This window comes from Halostella sp. PRR32 (genome assembly GCF_034808085.1).
Taxonomy (GTDB): Archaea; Halobacteriota; Halobacteria; order Halobacteriales; family Natronoarchaeaceae; genus Halostella; species Halostella pelagica.
This window is the reverse complement of the sequence record NZ_JAXHGL010000011.1, coordinates 1-16,372: the sequence shown is the minus strand read 5'-3', so window position 1 is coordinate 16,372 and position 16,372 is coordinate 1. Positions and strand designations below refer to the sequence as shown.

General features: G+C 62.3%; 32 protein-coding genes. 2 read left to right on the top strand and 30 right to left on the bottom strand.

Annotation, left to right across the window (positions count from 1 at the left end; genetic code table 11):
• The 10 genes from SM753_RS20100 to SM753_RS20055 all read right to left on the bottom strand — a co-directional run.
• Nucleotides 1–1,079, bottom strand: a 1,079-nt coding sequence (locus SM753_RS20100) for a hypothetical protein (RefSeq protein WP_369335387.1), incomplete at its 3' end; no start/stop codon positions are given.
• A complete protein-coding gene (locus SM753_RS20095; protein ID WP_323192870.1) occupies nucleotides 1,072–1,269 on the bottom strand; it encodes a hypothetical protein in 198 nt (65 codons plus the stop codon). The genes SM753_RS20100 and SM753_RS20095, both read right to left, overlap by 8 nt.
• A 750-nt stretch (nucleotides 1,270–2,019) precedes the next feature.
• A complete protein-coding gene (locus SM753_RS20090) occupies nucleotides 2,020–3,312 on the bottom strand; it encodes a hypothetical protein (protein ID WP_323192869.1) in 1,293 nt (430 codons plus the stop codon).
• A gap of 192 nt (nucleotides 3,313–3,504) precedes the next feature.
• The gene (locus SM753_RS20085; protein WP_323192868.1) at nucleotides 3,505–3,681 is read right to left on the bottom strand and encodes a hypothetical protein; all 177 of its coding nucleotides are present in this window, start codon (nucleotides 3,679–3,681) and stop codon (nucleotides 3,505–3,507) included.
• Nucleotides 3,678–3,893, bottom strand: coding sequence for a hypothetical protein (locus tag SM753_RS20080; protein ID WP_323192867.1), 216 nt, complete (start codon nucleotides 3,891–3,893; stop codon nucleotides 3,678–3,680). Before SM753_RS20080 ends, SM753_RS20085 begins: the two co-directional genes overlap by 4 nt.
• On the bottom strand, nucleotides 3,886–4,257 hold the full coding sequence (locus SM753_RS20075; protein ID WP_323192866.1) for a hypothetical protein: 372 nt from the start codon (nucleotides 4,255–4,257) through the stop codon (nucleotides 3,886–3,888). The genes SM753_RS20080 and SM753_RS20075 overlap by 8 nt, the downstream gene beginning before the upstream one ends.
• The gene (locus tag SM753_RS20070) at nucleotides 4,257–4,406 is read right to left on the bottom strand and encodes a hypothetical protein (protein WP_323192865.1); all 150 of its coding nucleotides are present in this window, start codon (nucleotides 4,404–4,406) and stop codon (nucleotides 4,257–4,259) included. The genes SM753_RS20075 and SM753_RS20070 overlap by 1 nt, the downstream gene beginning before the upstream one ends.
• Nucleotides 4,403–4,600 carry a sigma-70 family RNA polymerase sigma factor gene (locus SM753_RS20065; protein ID WP_323192864.1) on the bottom strand — a complete coding sequence of 66 codons (198 nt, stop codon included), beginning with the start codon at nucleotides 4,598–4,600 and terminating at the stop codon, nucleotides 4,403–4,405. Before SM753_RS20065 ends, SM753_RS20070 begins: the two co-directional genes overlap by 4 nt.
• Before the next feature lies 1 nt (nucleotide 4,601).
• Nucleotides 4,602–4,943, bottom strand: a complete 342-nt coding sequence (locus SM753_RS20060) for a hypothetical protein (protein WP_323192863.1) — start codon at nucleotides 4,941–4,943, stop codon at nucleotides 4,602–4,604.
• A complete protein-coding gene (locus SM753_RS20055; protein WP_323192862.1) occupies nucleotides 4,940–5,215 on the bottom strand; it encodes a hypothetical protein in 276 nt (91 codons plus the stop codon). The genes SM753_RS20060 and SM753_RS20055 overlap by 4 nt, the downstream gene beginning before the upstream one ends.
• Before the next feature lie 114 nt (nucleotides 5,216–5,329).
• Between SM753_RS20055 and SM753_RS20050 the strand changes: the two genes are divergently transcribed.
• Nucleotides 5,330–5,506 (top strand): hypothetical protein, encoded by a 177-nt coding sequence (locus SM753_RS20050; protein ID WP_323192861.1) that lies wholly within the window; start codon nucleotides 5,330–5,332, stop codon nucleotides 5,504–5,506.
• A 125-nt stretch (nucleotides 5,507–5,631) separates the two neighbouring features.
• Entirely contained in the window at nucleotides 5,632–6,423 is a 792-nt protein-coding gene (locus SM753_RS20045) for a ribbon-helix-helix protein, CopG family (protein ID WP_323192860.1), read from the top strand.
• A 95-nt stretch (nucleotides 6,424–6,518) separates the two neighbouring features.
• On the opposite strand, the gene SM753_RS20040 is transcribed toward SM753_RS20045, so the two are convergent.
• From SM753_RS20040 to SM753_RS19945, 20 genes are all read right to left on the bottom strand, one after another.
• Entirely contained in the window at nucleotides 6,519–6,851 is a 333-nt protein-coding gene (locus SM753_RS20040; protein WP_323192859.1) for a hypothetical protein, read from the bottom strand.
• A complete protein-coding gene (locus SM753_RS20035) occupies nucleotides 6,851–6,973 on the bottom strand; it encodes a hypothetical protein (protein ID WP_323192858.1) in 123 nt (40 codons plus the stop codon). Before SM753_RS20035 ends, SM753_RS20040 begins: the two co-directional genes overlap by 1 nt.
• A 2-nt stretch (nucleotides 6,974–6,975) precedes the next feature.
• Nucleotides 6,976–7,869 carry a hypothetical protein gene (locus SM753_RS20030; protein WP_323192857.1) on the bottom strand — a complete coding sequence of 298 codons (894 nt, stop codon included), beginning with the start codon at nucleotides 7,867–7,869 and terminating at the stop codon, nucleotides 6,976–6,978.
• Between the two features lie 110 nt (nucleotides 7,870–7,979).
• The gene (locus tag SM753_RS20025) at nucleotides 7,980–9,203 is read right to left on the bottom strand and encodes a hypothetical protein (protein ID WP_323192856.1); all 1,224 of its coding nucleotides are present in this window, start codon (nucleotides 9,201–9,203) and stop codon (nucleotides 7,980–7,982) included.
• Nucleotides 9,203–9,694, bottom strand: a complete 492-nt coding sequence (locus tag SM753_RS20020; RefSeq protein ID WP_323192855.1) for a hypothetical protein — start codon at nucleotides 9,692–9,694, stop codon at nucleotides 9,203–9,205. The genes SM753_RS20025 and SM753_RS20020 overlap by 1 nt, the downstream gene beginning before the upstream one ends.
• Nucleotides 9,684–9,902 (bottom strand): hypothetical protein, encoded by a 219-nt coding sequence (locus SM753_RS20015; protein WP_323192854.1) that lies wholly within the window; start codon nucleotides 9,900–9,902, stop codon nucleotides 9,684–9,686. Before SM753_RS20015 ends, SM753_RS20020 begins: the two co-directional genes overlap by 11 nt.
• Nucleotides 9,899–10,135, bottom strand: a complete 237-nt coding sequence (locus tag SM753_RS20010) for a hypothetical protein (RefSeq protein ID WP_323192853.1) — start codon at nucleotides 10,133–10,135, stop codon at nucleotides 9,899–9,901. The genes SM753_RS20015 and SM753_RS20010 overlap by 4 nt, the downstream gene beginning before the upstream one ends.
• Nucleotides 10,132–10,656 carry a hypothetical protein gene (locus SM753_RS20005; RefSeq protein ID WP_323192852.1) on the bottom strand — a complete coding sequence of 175 codons (525 nt, stop codon included), beginning with the start codon at nucleotides 10,654–10,656 and terminating at the stop codon, nucleotides 10,132–10,134. The genes SM753_RS20010 and SM753_RS20005 overlap by 4 nt, the downstream gene beginning before the upstream one ends.
• Nucleotides 10,649–11,305 carry a hypothetical protein gene (locus SM753_RS20000; protein ID WP_323192851.1) on the bottom strand — a complete coding sequence of 219 codons (657 nt, stop codon included), beginning with the start codon at nucleotides 11,303–11,305 and terminating at the stop codon, nucleotides 10,649–10,651. The genes SM753_RS20005 and SM753_RS20000 overlap by 8 nt, the downstream gene beginning before the upstream one ends.
• Entirely contained in the window at nucleotides 11,296–11,517 is a 222-nt protein-coding gene (locus SM753_RS19995) for a hypothetical protein (RefSeq protein WP_323192850.1), read from the bottom strand. Before SM753_RS19995 ends, SM753_RS20000 begins: the two co-directional genes overlap by 10 nt.
• Before the next feature lie 2 nt (nucleotides 11,518–11,519).
• Entirely contained in the window at nucleotides 11,520–12,278 is a 759-nt protein-coding gene (locus SM753_RS19990; RefSeq protein ID WP_323192849.1) for a hypothetical protein, read from the bottom strand.
• Nucleotides 12,278–12,769: a hypothetical protein gene (locus SM753_RS19985; RefSeq protein WP_323192848.1), complete on the bottom strand. Its 492-nt coding sequence runs from the start codon at nucleotides 12,767–12,769 to the stop codon at nucleotides 12,278–12,280. The genes SM753_RS19990 and SM753_RS19985 overlap by 1 nt, the downstream gene beginning before the upstream one ends.
• Nucleotides 12,770–12,771: 2 nt before the next feature.
• On the bottom strand, nucleotides 12,772–13,044 hold the full coding sequence (locus SM753_RS19980; protein WP_323192847.1) for a hypothetical protein: 273 nt from the start codon (nucleotides 13,042–13,044) through the stop codon (nucleotides 12,772–12,774).
• 91 nt (nucleotides 13,045–13,135) lie between these two features.
• Nucleotides 13,136–13,303 carry a hypothetical protein gene (locus SM753_RS19975; protein WP_323192846.1) on the bottom strand — a complete coding sequence of 56 codons (168 nt, stop codon included), beginning with the start codon at nucleotides 13,301–13,303 and terminating at the stop codon, nucleotides 13,136–13,138.
• Nucleotides 13,303–14,085, bottom strand: coding sequence for a hypothetical protein (locus SM753_RS19970; protein ID WP_323192845.1), 783 nt, complete (start codon nucleotides 14,083–14,085; stop codon nucleotides 13,303–13,305). The genes SM753_RS19975 and SM753_RS19970 overlap by 1 nt, the downstream gene beginning before the upstream one ends.
• Entirely contained in the window at nucleotides 14,082–14,624 is a 543-nt protein-coding gene (locus tag SM753_RS19965; RefSeq protein ID WP_323192844.1) for a hypothetical protein, read from the bottom strand. The genes SM753_RS19970 and SM753_RS19965 overlap by 4 nt, the downstream gene beginning before the upstream one ends.
• Nucleotides 14,621–15,142, bottom strand: coding sequence for a hypothetical protein (locus tag SM753_RS19960; RefSeq protein ID WP_323192843.1), 522 nt, complete (start codon nucleotides 15,140–15,142; stop codon nucleotides 14,621–14,623). The genes SM753_RS19965 and SM753_RS19960 overlap by 4 nt, the downstream gene beginning before the upstream one ends.
• A complete protein-coding gene (locus SM753_RS19955) occupies nucleotides 15,139–15,462 on the bottom strand; it encodes a hypothetical protein (protein ID WP_323192842.1) in 324 nt (107 codons plus the stop codon). The genes SM753_RS19960 and SM753_RS19955 overlap by 4 nt, the downstream gene beginning before the upstream one ends.
• Nucleotides 15,459–16,085, bottom strand: coding sequence for a hypothetical protein (locus tag SM753_RS19950; protein ID WP_323192841.1), 627 nt, complete (start codon nucleotides 16,083–16,085; stop codon nucleotides 15,459–15,461). The genes SM753_RS19955 and SM753_RS19950 overlap by 4 nt, the downstream gene beginning before the upstream one ends.
• 35 nt (nucleotides 16,086–16,120) lie before the next feature.
• The coding region (locus SM753_RS19945; protein ID WP_323192840.1) for a hypothetical protein at nucleotides 16,121–16,372 on the bottom strand (252 nt) is incomplete at its 5' end.

Genomic DNA, 16,372 nt, shown 5'->3' with positions numbered 1-16,372 from the left:
GCGTCGTTCTCGGCGTGGCGGAACAGTCCCTCCTGGTCGTCGACGTCGCCGCGGTCGTCGACGAGGCGATCGGTCGCTTCGCGACGTCCGATCTCCCGATACAGTTCGTCGTCGGGGATGTCGCCGAGCACCGGCTTTGCTCGCTTTCCACGCGACGTTTTCGCCGGGACCCGTGTCCCTGCCCGGTCGCTATCGACCGTTTCGTTTTCGACATCGGCAGGCGTCAGTCCTGTTTCCCGCAGCTCCTCCGGATGGAGTCGCGCATCGGGGAGGTCCTCCATGATCCGCGGTTCGTCGGGTCCGATCTGCTCGACGTCGTCCCAGGTGACGCTCTCGCTGTCGAGTTCCTCGAACACCATGAGGTCCTGACCCTGCTGGTCGCGGATCGCGTTGATCACTGCCGCGAAACGCCGGGCGCGACCCTGGTCGTCCTCGGCGAGCGCCGCCTTGTAGCCGGTCCACGCGTCTCCGAGCGCGTTGTAAATCGGTCCCGGCAGCCTGGAATCGTCGGTTGCTCCGGCGTCCGGGTCGCGCAGCGCTCCGACGACGGACTCCGTCAGTCCGCAGTCGTCGACGAGGAACTCGCAGGCGTCGCTCTCCCCACTCTCACAGTACTGCTTTGCGTGCTCACACTGGCCGTCCAGCGCCGCCTCAAGGTCGCCGAGTCGGGACTGGACCGTGTTCTCGGCGTCCATCCGCCGGCCGCCGCCCTCGGCGGCCGCGCGCTCGGCGAGGTCGTGATGCTCCTCGACCGTGAGCTGTTTGTCGTAGTAGCTCAGCCAGTCGTCGACGCCGGCCTCCAGGAGCACTGCTTTTGCCGCCCTCGCGTGCGGAACTGTCGTTTCCGAGAAGTCGATACGCTCGCGTTCGTGCTCCTCCAGCGCTTCCTGGCCGACTGTCGCGCGCTCCTCCTTGCTACTCGCCGCGCGGATGACACCCTCGTCCATCACCCGCTCAGGAGCACCCGCGTCCAACACGACCAGCTTTCGGCGGCGGTCGTCACGATCGTCCAGGTGCTCTTCGTTCTCGTCACGAAACGCGTTCGCGACGTCGCGGCTTCCGAACTCCAGTTCAGGCATCCTTCAGGAACTCTTCGAGTGCCTCCTTTGCACCGTCAGACGGCTCCCCTTCTCCCTGGTATTCGTGTTCTCCGTCGACCACGAGGAACTCGTATTCGTACTCCTTGCCGGCCGCATCCTCGACGGTAACGACGCGCCGAGTTTCCTGTTCTCCGTCTACATTCTCGTGAATTGTTTGGATATTTGCCATTCCAGACTGAGATTATCAGGACTCAGGGAAGTTTGTTTCGTGCGTAATACATTTACAGTAAAACAGTAAACCGCCATTTCACTGCCTCGCGGTTTTGCTCTCTCGTGTGCCTGTCAGGTAGTTGGTGTAACCTGCGGTCACGGGTTCGTCGACGATCGTGTCGCAGGTCCTCGTCGACAAGACGATCGCGACGTCGACGGTCTCGGCGAGCGGGGCTCCTGGAGGAACGCGTCGACACGGCCGCCGCGGCCGCCCCCCCCCGACGGCGCGGTCTGGCGGGATAAGATAACAGGGCCTCGCTGACGCTCGGCCACAGCGCGCCCTGCGGGCGCGCAAAAAAATAGCCCCCCTGGCGCTAGAACCGCGCATGGACGGGTGTGCCGTTATCTTTAGATCCCCTTGCGAAGATGGATTGTCGAACCCACAGCACAAAATCGAAAACCGTAGTTATAGGCCTCCTACTGGCAGGTTAACCGCATCCTACCCCCCGCCCTACTGTTCCCCAATTGAACCGGGGTCGGAATAAGGGGGGTTGAGACCGCACGACGGGAGTTGATTTAACCTATGTTTCGATTGGGTTTGCTTACATATCCCAGGCGCCGGGGATTTCGTCGGTTGAGTTCGTCGACGACATCGCGACCAGCTCGTCGACGAGCGGCAGCGACGCCACTCGCGAGAAGTCGGAGCAAAACACGGTGAAAAGACACAGTTACGTCTACGGAACAGGGCAAACTCGGGGGAGAGACCGTCTTAGTCCGGGGGTCCGCTACCCAGAGACCAGCGGCCGTCTTCCTTCCACTGCTTCCATTCCTGTTCGAGTTCGTCGGCGTAGAGCGCTTGCCGACGCCACTGGTCGTCTTCCAGGAAGTCCGGCGCTTCCTCGATGTCGTGGATGACGCCGCTGCAGGGAACTGTCTTTACCGTGTCGTCGGTCTCCGACGAGGAAACATCCTCCTCGTCGTCGGCGTCATCTGGGGTAGGGTCAACGTCGTGGTCGTGCTGCTGGTCCTCGGGGACCTGGTTCTGACAGGCGATCTCTTTGGACGGGATGCCGAGAACCTTCGGAGCTTCCGACCGGACGGCGTCGAGAGCGGCGCGCCTGGTGTCGTCGTAGAAGGCCGCGTCGTGGTAGGTGGACCCGTATGCGCGGAACTGTGCTTGGTTCATCTCGCCCGACGTGTCGATTCCCGTGTGACTGAGACAGTACGAGACGACCGCCGCAACAGCGTCCATATCGCCAAGAGAGACGGGCGACCCGTTGCGCTCGGTGATGCGGTGGGTGACCCAATCAGTATGGTTGTACACCGCCTCCGTGACGCCCCCTCCGGGCACCCAAGGACACGCGATCACTGCATGGAAGTGCGGGCGGAACTCCAGTTCCTGCAGTACGTCGCCGTCCCAGTCCCGATCCTCGAACAGCCGTTTCTTCCACTCGCCGCGGTCGTCCTCGTGAGAGTCTGAAAAGCCGCCCTCGTCGTTCTTCCCGCTCCACGGATGGTAATAGACGACGCCCTCCGCGTCGATCGACCGCATGATGTCGCGGATGACCTTGAACGTCCGATCCAGCGGGTCGTCGACGTCGAGGAACCAGTCCTCCGGCGGGCTGAAAACGACGTGGTGCTTGTACACGGCCTCGTCAAGCCGTGAACTCATCATCTTCGCGGTCTCCTGCAGACGCCCGACGTGGTTGGGCGCACGCTTGAGAACCCACGCCGGCGCGCAGCGCGGGCACCTGTTCCGCGAACACGTCCGACCCACGGCGAACGCGTCGCCGCAGTCCTCGCAAAAGTGCGGGATGTCGTCGCCACAGTCGTCGTACGCTTCGCCGAAACCGGGGAGTCCGTGACGGGGGAGTTCGTTGTCCCGGACGGACCAGTACGTCTTCTCGTCGAAGAACGCGGCCTGGTCGCTTCGGGCCTCGTCCTCCGAAAGTTGCGGCGGGTCCTGGATGGCACCGATTATCTTCCGCGCAGTACGCCGGTCGTCTTCCGACAGGGCTACGTCCGGGCCTGTCGTGTCGTGAAGGTCATCGGATTGCGTCATGAGTCAGCTCGCTTTAGAATGCAGTCGCGGCAGAGTGGTTCTGAAGGCAGTTCGTCGTTCAGGTCGCTCGCGTTCCTGTACTCGACGTCGTCGGAGGGACACTCGGAACAGCCTGGGTCTCCGGCGTGATCGGCGCGGTCCATCGGCCGGTCCTGGCGTTGTGTCGAGGACGAGTACGCGCCGAGTCGTCGGTTAGGCACGGGAACCACCTCGGTCAGCGAAGACGGCCAGATAGCCCGCCAGAACGATGAAGTACATCACTATGCCGACCAGCGCAGCCTCACCGTCTCCGTTAAGTGCGGTATGCAGTGCCAGCAGAACGAAGACAGCCATCGACGAGACGAGCACCCAGACGATCGTCGACCTCATGTCGATTCACCTCCGAGGTCGGCACCACAAAACGGGCAAAATTCGATGGGAACCAGCCCGCTATGGGCCTGCATCGACCCGTCGGCTGCCTCGTCGAATATAGTCGTGATAACGCTCCAGCGGTCGTCGAGGTCCTGCTTGAAAGCCGATTCCTGCCACAGACTGCCGTCTGCGTACTCATCGAACTTCTCACAACAGACAGCCTCAGACATCCCGATCCGCCTCCATCTTGTCAGTATCCGTCTGTAGTGACCGAATCTGCTCGGCGAGGTGGCGTGTCTCGTTTTTCACTGCGTCCTTCGACGTGTCGAACTCGCGGTGATCCACCAGAGAATGAGCGTGACCATCATCGAAGCCGACCCAGCCCTCGTCGTCGGGACCGTAGGTGATGCCGTCCCACACGTCTACTTCAGCGTCAAGAATCTCGTCGTGTTTGCTGTCGTAGTCGCTGGTCCAGCGGACGGGCTCGACGTCTTCGGGACGGCGGACGTAGCCGCACCAGTGCCCCATGTCGGTCTTGACTATCTTGCAGTCGAGTTCGGCGTGGGTGAACCGCTCAGTATCGCCCGAAGACATCACGAATCTCCTCCGTCTTCGACGGCGAACGGGATGCCACAGTTCCCGCAGAAGTACGTCCCCGTCTCTGCCGGGCGGGAAATCTCACATCCCGGACACTCGACAGCTTGGACGTTCTCGTTGAGGATGGTCGTCGTTCGAGGACTCACGTCGACCCCTCCAGTTTGTCGCGGGCTCGCCGCAGAAGGTTGCCGACCGTCCCGGGCCGTCGCTCGGTCTCGCGTGCGTACTCACGAACGCCGTACTCGCCGCGAACGATGTTCGTGTACACCTCTCGCTCCGCTTCCGTCAGGTCGGAGAAACCCGGTCCTCCGAACTGGTCGAGAGACGCCTGCGCACTCACGTCAATCACCCCGTGTTTCCGCTCGCGACGCCTCCGGGGGATAGGACTCGGTCGGGACACGGCCGACGAGAGCGAGGATGTCGGACGCCTCCGGCCGGTCCTGCATCGTCAGCGCGGGCATCCCGTTTGGACTCTCGCGCGTGCTGACCCACACATACCGCTCGCCGTGGCGTTCCTCGTAGGCCAGGAGCAGCCTACGGAGTCGTCGCGTGTCGACCAGCATATCGCCCTCGTGTTCCTCTCCGTGCGCGAGAACTGCGCGGCCGATCGTGTCGTCTCCGACGATGTCCTCGACGTCGTCGAGATCGCCGATAGTCTCACAGTCGATAAGGTTCGAGTTCATGCGCGAACCTCACCTCCGTCTGTCGACTTCTCGTCGCCGCCAGCGTTTGCCTCAAGGTCCACATCGAGAAGATCAAGGACCTCCTGTGGAACCTCTCCAGATTGCGCATCCCTGGTTAAGCCGTCTTGAATGTACTCTCTCACAACGTCGGACTGAGTCGTCCGATCGACGCGAGAGCTTCTCTCTTGTGCGATTTGAAACAATGCCTCTGCATGGTTTGTTGGCACTCGTACCGAGATTGTCGTGGTGCCTTGGGAGTTGTCGGGTGCCATACGATTCCATTTACTGTATAACTGTATATATTTGTACCGACGATCTACCGTCTATCGTGTCTAGTATCTCCGATACGCCTAAGTCGCCTCGTTGTATTACTGTAAACTGTAAACATGGCAGCCTCGGATATTGAGCTCGACGAGAAAACCATGATGTCGCTGCGCATGACCGAGAGGCGCAAACGCGAGATCGGGATGCGAGCGGAACAGCTTGGAATGAATAAAACCCAGTATCTTTTACACCTCGTGGAGAACGACCTATCTGAGGTCGAACTCCCCGAATTAGAGTAGAATTCTTTATCGGTGGATATGGGGCCGCATCAACCCTATGCCTTGGGAGTTGTCGGGGTCCCACCACAATTGATAAAGAGTTCTTAATGTATTGAGTCTAACCGGGTCCTTTCCGAAGTTTCCAAATGCAAGTAGCGCAGAGAGAAAGTATTCTAAGCGCCTCTACCTCCAGGTTTTTAGAACCATCTTCGGAAACCGGATTTCCAAATGCAGTTCGTATCCTTTTTGTATTCGGTAGAGAATACGACGCTATGGAAGTGCTGACAATTCGCCTCGATCCGAATACGGTTGAAGACTTGGACGAGGAATATGACGCTGAAGGCTTCCGTAATCGTACCGAATACATCCGTGCGATTATCGACGGCCGCGACCGAATACTTGAGAATACAGACGAGAATACGGAGCCGGTCGACAGCCTTCGCGAGCGTCTCGACGAGCTGGAGGAACGCGTCGGCGAGCTGGAATCCGGAGGGCCCGGCGACCGGGTCGATCGACGCGACGACGTCGTCGACGAGCGCGACCAGGAGGAACTCGTCGAGCAGCGGGAGCCCGACGATCGTGACATCGACCAGGACGGCCGGGACGATCGGGGCGACCCCCTTCGGGAACAGATGCGAGAGGAGATTTTCGACATCGAGATACCAGGCCGCGATGCAGCGGTCGAGAGAACGCGACGAGAGGCCGTTCAGCACGCTTGGGAACTACTTCGGGAGAAGGATAGCACGACATCGCGAGACCTCGCTAACTCCACGTTCGGGGCGTTCTTCGACGACAGAAATCTGGGGTACACGACGAATTCTCGGTATGCCGGATACGGTCTCTGGGATAGCTGTGTACGAGATGCGTTGAAGCAACTCCCAGGGGTAGATTCGCCGCCGGAACGCGGTCAGACGTGGAAATTCATCGAAAACGAGTAGCTATCGTTAGCGGGAGTGATAGTATGGAAACGGATCGTCCGTCGCGAGGGTCGTATACATTCACGTCCGACCCCACGGGGTCGAGCAGAGAAAGATTACAGCAGGCCCGGGAGCGAGGTCGCGACCATCGCGACCAGATACCCGATCGGGGTCCCACCGACCGCGTACCACGGCTCCTTTCGAATCTCGCGCAAGGCTTTCTTGCCGCGGAACTTCGCCGCGGTCAGTCCCGGGATTTGGATACCGATAGCAGCTGCGGCGACCGCGGCGGCCATCTCCGGGGACCCGGCCACACCGGCAGCGAACCCAGAGGCCAGGCCGATCAGCAGTGCGTGAACCTCGGTTACGTGAGACAGAACGCCGTCGTACTCTCCAGCGGCTTCGGACGGCTGAGAGCGCCGTCTGACCCAGTTGATGAGTCGGTCCATCACCGCCAGTCAGAGAGATGGACCGGGTTGCCCGCGTGGACGAACGCGTCCCCGTCCTCCTCGACGCGCAGGACGTATCCGTCGGACATCAACTCGCCGACGACGTCCGGTCGGTCGGACATGGTCAGCCTCGACGCTTCGCGACGATCGCGGCGGCGGCCGCCACGCCGACCCCCGCCGCTGCGGTCCGGAGGTCCAGGCTTGCAGCGCTAGAGTCCGAGTCGGTCTCCCCGGTCGAGTCATCCGACGTCGTGGAGTCGGTCGAGCCGCCGGAGTCGCTCTCCGACGAGCTGCTGTCCGTCGTCCCGCCGAAGTCGTCGCCGGAGCTGTCCGACGTCGTCGACGAGCTCGAACCACCGGAGCCGTCTGAGTCGTCGGAGTCGTCCGACGTCGTCGAGTCGGTCGAATCGGACCCGCTCGACGTGTCAGGGTCGCCAGTGGGGTCCGGAACCTCGGGCGTCGGTACGTCCGTATCCCACCCGAGGATGGTAGAGACGGAGTCAGCGGCCGCTCGTGGCGTGTCGAAGATGTACGGATCATCGTATCTCTGCCCTCCGTTTGGCTCGACCCACAGGGAGCCGCTCGACGCCCGCCAGCCGGTGCCGGGCTTATACTCGAAGACGTATCCCCGATGCGTCATCGCCCGCATCCAGTTGTGATCCTCGTCACCGGACGTGCCGCCGAACTGGTCTCCGGTAGCGGTCGATCCCGTGCCGGGGATGACTGCGGTATCCCCGTCGCCGCCGATCGACAAGGTCGCGTGAGTGTCGTTGAGCGAGCTGCCGACATCAGGGACGGTGAACGACCCAGAGACGGTCTTGGAACTGCCGCCCGCGACCGTCGTTGATATCGTGTCGACGACGTGATCACCGTATGAGGTATCCAGTATCACGTCGTCTGATATCTGTTTGGTGTCCGGCGTTTCGGACGAGAACGGGTCCGTGTTCCAGTATTTAGCTTCGTACTGGACACGGTCCCCGGGTTCTATCTCGTCGGCCTGGAGAGTAACGTCTGGCATCAGATATCGCCTCAGTTGCCCTCCTTGCGGCCGTTGGTCGGTCGTCCGATGCTCCCGTTCGTTTCAGTGTTGTAAGTCATGATTTGAGTGTTAAGTTGTTCTGCCGAATCTCACGATAGCGCGTTCCTCGCCACGTCGTAAACGGTGTTGGGTTCCGAGAGCGTGCTGCCTGTGTCGTTGCTCACGTCGTTGGAGTTGAGGCCAGCATCGTAGACAAACGGGCCGTTCGGGGCGCTTGTAACCGTCACAACGTCGGTCGTGTTGAGTTCCGACTTGCCTTTCACAGCCTCAACGCTCCCGGACGTGACCCCGCCGATACGGAAAGCGTGGTCGTGGTTGATGGACCCCCCCGCGTTGTTCACATGGAGCCACTTTAATGTCCCATCGTTTGCCAAGAAGCAAACGCGTTCTTGAACGGCCATCGTGTCGTCCGTCGATGGCTCGAAGTTCACCATGTGGACAGTGCCGGATTGGACCGAGATGTCGCGGGCGTGTCCGCCTATATTGACGTAGCTCACCTCGCAGTCGGCGTTTTGCATCCTAAACGCCTGTTGTGCGTTCCCTGTCGAGGTGGTGCTACCAGTCCCGAGGCCGGGGTAGATTTCGAGGTGTCCGACCGTCCCGCCGGGTCCGGCCCCCACGAAGTCCACCACGGCGTCGTTGTTTTGTCCCGTGGTTGCTTCGGGGTCTATGTTCGTGGCGATCACCATGTCGGTGTGGAAGGCCCACGCGTCGGTTTCCACCGCCTTGTTACCCCAGTCGCGGATGCCAAGGCGGCCCACTGTGAAGTAGTTGCTTCCGGTGTTGTCGTGCCAGCCGACGCCCGTCGTCTCAGTACCAGTAAACGGCCCCTTGAGCGTGATACCGTCGGTGTGCGTGCCATACAGGTCGCCAACCATCCCGTGGTCGGTGTTCGATCCGGACTGGGTAAACTCGATGACGCCGCCGGTGATGGCGGTGCCGCCGGGGCAAACGAGGTCTACCATTCGCCGCCGGTTGAGCGGGCTCATCTGCGTCATCGGGTTGTCGATGTCGCGGCCGGGCGGGACCCACACTGTTCCGGGGCGAGAGCTTGAGTCTTCGCCGTTCACCCAGTCGAGGGCCGTTTGTACCACGTCATCCTGTCCGGCGTCCCAGTTCTCGATCCCGTCCGGGCCGATAGCCACTACCCGGTCCTGCTGAAGCAGTGAGTACAGGCCGTGGGGGAAGGTTGTTTGCGGATCGCTGGCGTCGAGGCCGTTACCTATCCTGTCTGGATTTAACACTGAGCCACCGCGACCGCTGTCACTGTGGTCGTGGTCCTGGCCGAGTCGTCGGCCGTGTCCTCGGACCATCAGTTACCAGGCCCCGCGACGATCTGCAGTCGGTTGACGTCACCGTCGAGGTCGCTCTTACCGAACACTCTCGTGTACGGGTAGGTCGTCTCGTACTGCTCGACGCCCTCGCCCGCCTCGACGGGGATCTCGTCGAAGGTGAACCATCGCGACCGATCGAATGACACCTGGATCTCTATTGTGCCGCTTCCGGTGACGTTCCAGCCGAGATCGACGTTGTTCGTGCCCTGGCCGAGCCGCAGCATCGCGTCGTTGTTGAGACCTGACTCGGTCGTTTCCTCCTTCGTCGGGTTGCCCGACGTCTCGGACTCCTGTTGGGCACTCTCGATGAGCGTCTCGCCGCGGATCTCCATCAACATCGCCATCTGCAAGCGCTCAGAGTCGCTCTCGAAGAAGTCGCTTGCCCAGCCGTCAGCGTTGAGGCCGTAGTCCTGCAGTAGCAACTCCACCTGTGCTTGCGGGCCGAAACTCGCGCTTTCGTCAGGAAGCATCTTGATCACCTTTGTCGGGTTGGATTCCAGTCTCTCTCTGCACGGTCGCGACGATGCTCTCCATCGGCATTGCCGCCAACAGCAAGGCGACGGGGAAGCTCATGCACACGGTCGACGAAACCGCCGTCGACCCGGACGCGCTTGCCGCCTCACTGGCGAACGCCGGGAGAGCGAGAACGCACCAGAGGAGTCGATACCATCGACTCATAGTCCGACCATCCCCCCGTCCATATCGGTCGATTCGTTGTCCTGGATCTGGTCGACTCTCCCGCCGGCGTTGAAACCATCTCCTGCGTCCCCATAGGACGCGCCGGCGTCGAGCGGGTCGTCGGGGTCGAAGTCGTCCGCGACATCGGACGACCCGGAGGAAACGCGAGGCCACAGCAGATACGCAGTTGCGCCGACGATGGCCCCTCCTGCGGCGATTGTGGTTTTGCTCATGAGGCGGCCCCCACGGCGGTTGAGATGGCCTCCAGTGCTGGTCCCAGCAGTGCGAGAGCCATGATTCCCCCAACCCCCAGAATTGTCTTTCCAGGGTTGTTGAGAAGCCACTGCAGGATTCGCTGGATTGCTCCAGGGTCCTCCCCAGGGTCGTTGACCAGCGGATCCGTTATCTGCCCGAAAGCATCGCCTGCACTCGGACCGACGAGGTCGACAGAGTCCTCTTGATTCGTGAAGGGCTCTGGGTTCTCGAAGACGGTATCAACCGCCGTTCGGAACCAACCGGTCGCAGTGTACTGCTCCCCAGGACTGAAAAGCCCTTCAGTGAGCGTCTCAGCCTGTCCATCGTCGTCTCCAGCGATAATGAAGTCGCCGGTCGCGTGCTTGAAAGACTCGAGGAAGTCTCCCTCGGCCGCGCCTTCGATGGAGCGATGCGTCGCTTCATCGGTTGACCCGGCGGCGTGGTCGAGCGCCCCCGCGACATCGTCGTAGTCCAGGCCGCCGAACGTGAAGTTAGCCACCGTATGACACCCCCACGTAAACCGCTCCGGCCGCCGCGAATCCGAGAAGGATCTGCCTCATGGATATCCCCGACCCCCCGGATGCGTTGTCTGCGAACGGCTGGGTATCGGTCGTCACCGTCGCCGTGTCGCCGGTATCCGACTCTCCCGATAGAGACGTTGATCCGTCCTCGTTAACGGTCACGTCGACAGTTTGACGGTCGAGATTGCCGTCCAACTCGTCTTCCAGGTCGTTGACTTGGTCGGACTGCAACTGCTCCTCTGCGCCACTATCGACCGCTCCGACGTACCCGCTCGGGACGTTGCCGTCGTAGGGATCTGTCCCGTATCGATCGGCGGTTCCATCGGACGTGCTGCCGCCCGACGTGTCGGTCGTCCCGCCGAAACCGTCGTCAGAGTAGCCCTCGATGCCCGTGACCTCTCCAGTCTCCGGGTCGATTTGCAGGTCGGAAACTGTGACGTCTGGATTCGAATCGAGGATTGCCGAGACCTCGTTGGAATCGTAGCTCGACGACGATGAACTGCCTCCGTCGTCCGACGTGGTCGTTGTTGTGGAGCCGTCGGAGTCATCGGAGTCAGTCTGGTCGAGCCAGTCGTCGCGGTCGATGCTCCAGCCCCCTCCGGCCGATAATCCCCCGCTCAGCTCCATACGGAGACCCCCACCGAGAGCAGCATCATCCCCGTCGCGAGGACGTTGAGCGCCGACGAGAGCAGCGTCACGTCCTGGGCCGAGAGGTTGACACTCGACAGCCACGACGCGATTTGAGAGTCGTCCGTCTGGTCCGTGTTCGTCGTCGACGGCCCGGAGGTAGTTGTGACTCCGTACTCGTGTGGCGCGGTATCTTCAAGGCCGCCCTGCATAGTCACCTCCCCCGGCCCTGATTTAGGCCCGCAGCGTCGGCCTTGACGGCCTGCTGCAGACCCGGGACGTTCGACTCGGTTTGGAACTTCGGCACCGAGAGGATCGCGTTCGTCGCCTTCGGCACGCCGTTCGTCCGTTCCGGAGCCTCGAACCGAACCGTGTAGTCCGCGTTGACGATCAGCTGCAGGTTGCTCTTGCGCGGGATGTACCGCTCCAGTTCCGAGCTGGAGACATCGACCTCGGTCGGCTGCTCAGCCTGGTCGCGGCTGTGCAGAATCGCCGTGTTCTCCTCGTAAACGTCCTGCCCGATCGACGTAGTGCCGTCACTGATGACCTTCTTGAGTCGGACGTCGGCCGGGGTTCGGGGCACGTAAAACACGTCGAGCGTGTTGTTGGTGCCGTCGTCGGTGTACGTGAACGAGTTGTTCGCGTAGTCGACGGAATCGGCGTCGACGAGCGAGCCCTCCTCGTAGAGCAGGAACGAGACCGTCGACGGCGAGTCGATGATGTCGTTGCTGAGATTGAACGTCTCAGTATTCCCGCCGGTACCGTCTGTCGAGAACGACTCCCAGGCTGGGATGACGAGTTTGAGGTCGGCGTCCTTGTCGTCGCGCAGTGCGACCGGCCGCTCGGCCTGCAGGTCCGCGACGACGCTCTCCTCTCCGGTCGTGTTCGGCCCCTCGAAATCGAAGTCGCGGAGAGCGAACCCACCAGGCTGCCATCCGCTTCCTCGGAGCCGCTGCATGATGTTCTCGGCCATTATTCGATGTCGACCTGTTCGACCGCGGACTGTTCGATGTAAAGCTCACTGTTCGAGTGATCGACCTGGACGCTCGACTCGACGAGAATGAGCATCTCGTCGATGTCGCGGACCTCCAGCGAGCGGCCCCGAAGGGCGTGTTTCACAGCGTCGATGTTGTCGTTGTCTTGCTGCTGCTGAATGGTCTTCTTGATGTAGGTCGAGATGTTGTCGATCGGGTCGCTGACGACCTGGAACGTGTCGTCAGTTGGTCGCTTGTAGCCGATTGCGACGCGAGTGTCGAGCGGCAGGTCGTCCCCGTTCGAGTCGGCCAGTTCCGCGTAGATCGGGAGGCCAGTCTTTGCCCCCATCTGGACCGCGTTTCGGATGATGAGACCGAGGCCGTCCTCCGGGGAGATCGTCGCGATCGGGGTGAGTTGCCCGGTGACGTTGGTTTCGGTGGTGACGTACTTGCTGGAGTTTCCGAGTGCCGCGTACAGCGACTTACTCATCGCTAGAAGTCACCTCCGAGGAACGCGATGCCGTAGCGATTGAGCACTCGGTCGGCGACGTTGACCGCACTGCCTGCGGCCATTACCCGTTCGTCGGCCAGCCAGAACGCTGCGCCAGTTGCAGCGCCGTAAGCCTCGTCGGGCCAGTCCATCCCGGCGTAGTTCTCGACACCGGTTCGGAGGATGTTCGGCGCGAAGAACCCGGCCGCCGCTGCGGCGACGTTCATCGCGAACTCTTGTCTACTCAACTGGTCGAACGCATTCGCAAAATCCATTGCCATGCGCTCTAAACAGACGGCTGACAGGCTTGATGGGGCTTCGCGTGTCAAGGGCCGTCAGAGCGCCGCTACCCGCCGCTGGATGCCGTCAGTCCGCCGAGTTGTCCGTCTCCCACTCGTCCATCAACTCGTCCATCACCGACGTGTTGTCGACGTCGTGACCGCGGCGCTCTTCGATGGCGTCCCGGATGTCCTTGAAGCGTTCCGCGCGGCCGGAGCGAAGGGTGACATCCTCGCGGGGTCGGGGTCCTGACATTAGTCGAAGGGGTGCTTGATGCGTTTCCTATCACTTCCGTAGTGGTTCGCCTCCATCTCCCAGTCTCGCGAGTCGACCCGTTTCAGGGTGGTGTCGTCCGAGTAGATCCACTCGCTTCCAATCGTGTGACCGGCGTCGTCGGTGAAGCGGCGCAGGGTGAGCGGTTCGCCGTCGACGAGCAGCTGTTCCGGAAGGGGATAGTCGACCCGGCTCCCTGATGACTGATGCACCTCGACCGGGTACTCCACGCTCTCGATCTTCGCGAGGTCGTTCGTCGAGCGGAACCCGCCGAGTAGGCTCGACTGGCACTGCGAGACGATGTCCTCGTCGAGTTTCGCCCATCGTTGCGTGACCCAGACGACGACCATCCCGTCGCCGTGCCAGGTCGTCGCGAGCGTGTCGTATGCCTCCGGGTAGCTCCCCCGCTGCGGCGCGAGTCGGTGCGCCTCGTCGTTGACGAGAAAAATCGTCTCGTCCCGCTGCGAGAGTGCGACCAGCAGCGGCGCGATCGCCACCCGCCACTGCTCGTCCGTGCATCCCGACCGCGCGAGTTGCAGGCTCTCGGACTCGTCGAGGATGCGGTGCCAGTCGTCGACGGAGAGATTCGTCGCTCCAGGAGGAATGGTCAGACGCTGGAGCAGGCCGCTCTCGACGAGACCGGAGAACTCGTCCTTGTAGTCGACCATGATGACCCGGTCGACTTCCGGCGCGTTGCGCTCCGTGTACCCCTGCGCCACGTAGCTTTTCCCCCAGTTCGTTTTTGCACCCACTGCAGTGTTCATGAGTCGTGGATGTTCGCCGCCTCTCTCGCGGTGTTCTGGGCGGTCGTGAAGCCGCCTGCGACGACGTCCTCCATCGTCTGCTGCACCTTCTCCTCGTCCCAGGTGATCAGCTCTTCGAACTCGTCGAGGTCCTCGACGTCGAACCGCGACCGAGCGTACGCCGTCGCTAGCTCCCGGTCGCCTCCATCGACGCCCTGGTCGCGCAGGTTCTCGGCCCATTTCTCGACGAGGTCCTCCACGTTCTCGCCGACGTACTCCGTGGCTTCCTCCGCGTTGTCGATCGGGGCCATCCGCTGCAGATACCACTCCGGAAACTCCCCCGTGATGACCTTCTGCGCCATCTCCTGCAGGATGGCCTGCCTATCCTCCGCGGAGGGGATCTCCTCGATGCCGTCCATCCCGTCGGTGACGCCCGCGACCTCCTGGACGGCCTCGACGGTCTCCTGTTCGATTTCGGTGAAAATCGTCAAGATAGCGTTGAACTGCTCCCCAGTCACGAACTGCTTCGCCATCTGCTGTTTCATCGATTTCGGGCTCATCGTGCTGCCTCCATCGCGTTCGTCGCGAGCGTGCTGTCCGAGGCGGCGACGCTCATCGCGAACATCGCCGTCCCGACGAGGATCCCCTGCGCCGGGGTCATCTCTGCGCCGCCGTGCTGGTCGGCCCACTTGTCGACGTACGTGTCGAGATCACACTGCCGGGCCATCATCGCGTACTGGTCCATCTCGGACTCGAAGTCGTCGACGCCCTCGCCGTGATGCTCCTTGGCGATGGTCGCTCCCATCCCCAAGGCTTTGCAGTAGACGTGTCCGAGCGAGACGTCGTCCTCGTCGACCGTCTCGGTGGACGACTCGGTCTCGTCCTGGTCGTCAGCGTCGTCGACGGCCTCCTCGACGTCGTCGGCGTCGGCCTCCGCAGCCTTATCGACTACTTCGTCCGGTAGATCGACCATGTCGTCGTCGTCGAGGTCCGGTCCGTCGGCCTCGTCCGGCGTGGCCGGTTCGGTCTCCTCGACGTCGTCGACGTCCTCCTGGACGTCCTCGGCGCTATCGCTCACCGTTCCCACCTCCCGACGAGGTAGTCGGTCAGACGGCCGTTCTTCTCATCTCTCGTGTGACGGTCGTACCCTCCCACCGGGACATCAAAGTCGAGCGTCGATCGCTCCAGGAGCGACCGGCGCTCAGGCGGCACATGCCAACTTGCTTGCCCTGTCGGTAGGTCGATCCAGATGACGGGCCAGCCGTCCGTGTCGGGGTCGAGATACCAGCCTGCGTCCGTTTCGGGGTCTGGATCCGCAGCGAGTAGATCAGCGAGCGATAGCGCCAGCAGGTTGCGGTCCGCGTAAACCGCGTCGATGCCCTTCTCAGCGTCGCTCACTGCAATCCTCCCCCGTCCTGACTGATAGAGTCGGGACCGGTCGGCGTCGTGTCAGTTGGCTGCTCGACGTCGGCCTCGACCCGCTCAGAGGGGCCTTCGTCGCTTCCGCCGCCGAAGATGAGGGCCGCTACCGCGGCCGCTCCGGTCGCGACACCCACCGCGACCCAGGGGATACCGCCCCCTGAACCCCCCTTTTTCCCCTGGTCGGTTTGGGTATCAGACCCCTCTCCGTCCGTGCCTTTGCCCCCCTCGTCGTCGGTCTCGTTGCCGGTCGAGTCCCACTGACCGGCGTCTGGGTCGCTCATATCTGGGTCGTTTGCCTCGTCAGAGTCGTTTTCGGGGTCGTCGCCGTCCCCGCCTTTACCACCCTCGTCGCTGGTCGAGTCTGGGTCGTCATCCCCGTCCTCGTCGCTACCCCCCTCTGAGGCCCCTTCAGAGGGGCCTTCAGGGGGTGGGTCGTCGGTTGGGTCGTCTGACCCCTCGCCGTCCCCGACAAAGGCGGGGGTTGCGTTGCCTTCCTCCCTTGCCTCGCGGTGGGCGACGTCGCCCATCGCGTTAATGTGGCCCTGCGCGCTCGCCTCGTCGTCGAACGGCGGATCGTCGTCGTCCCAGTTCTCGACCATCTTTTCGCACCCCTCAACGGGGCAATAGAATCCTGTCATGCGTCGCTCTCAGTGTCGTTGAACTCGTCGAGTCTCTGGGTGTCGTCCGGTGCGGCCCCGAACTGTCCAAGACCCTCGCGGACGCTCGCCGTTCGCTCGCTCGACGAGGTTCGCAGATACCCGTCGTTCTGTGCTCGCCGGAACTCTCTCGACGTTGACCCGCCTGCGGCGGCGTCGTTCTCGGCGTGGCGGAACAGTCCCTCCTGGTCGTCGACGTCGCCGCGGTCGTCGACGAGGCGATCGGTCGC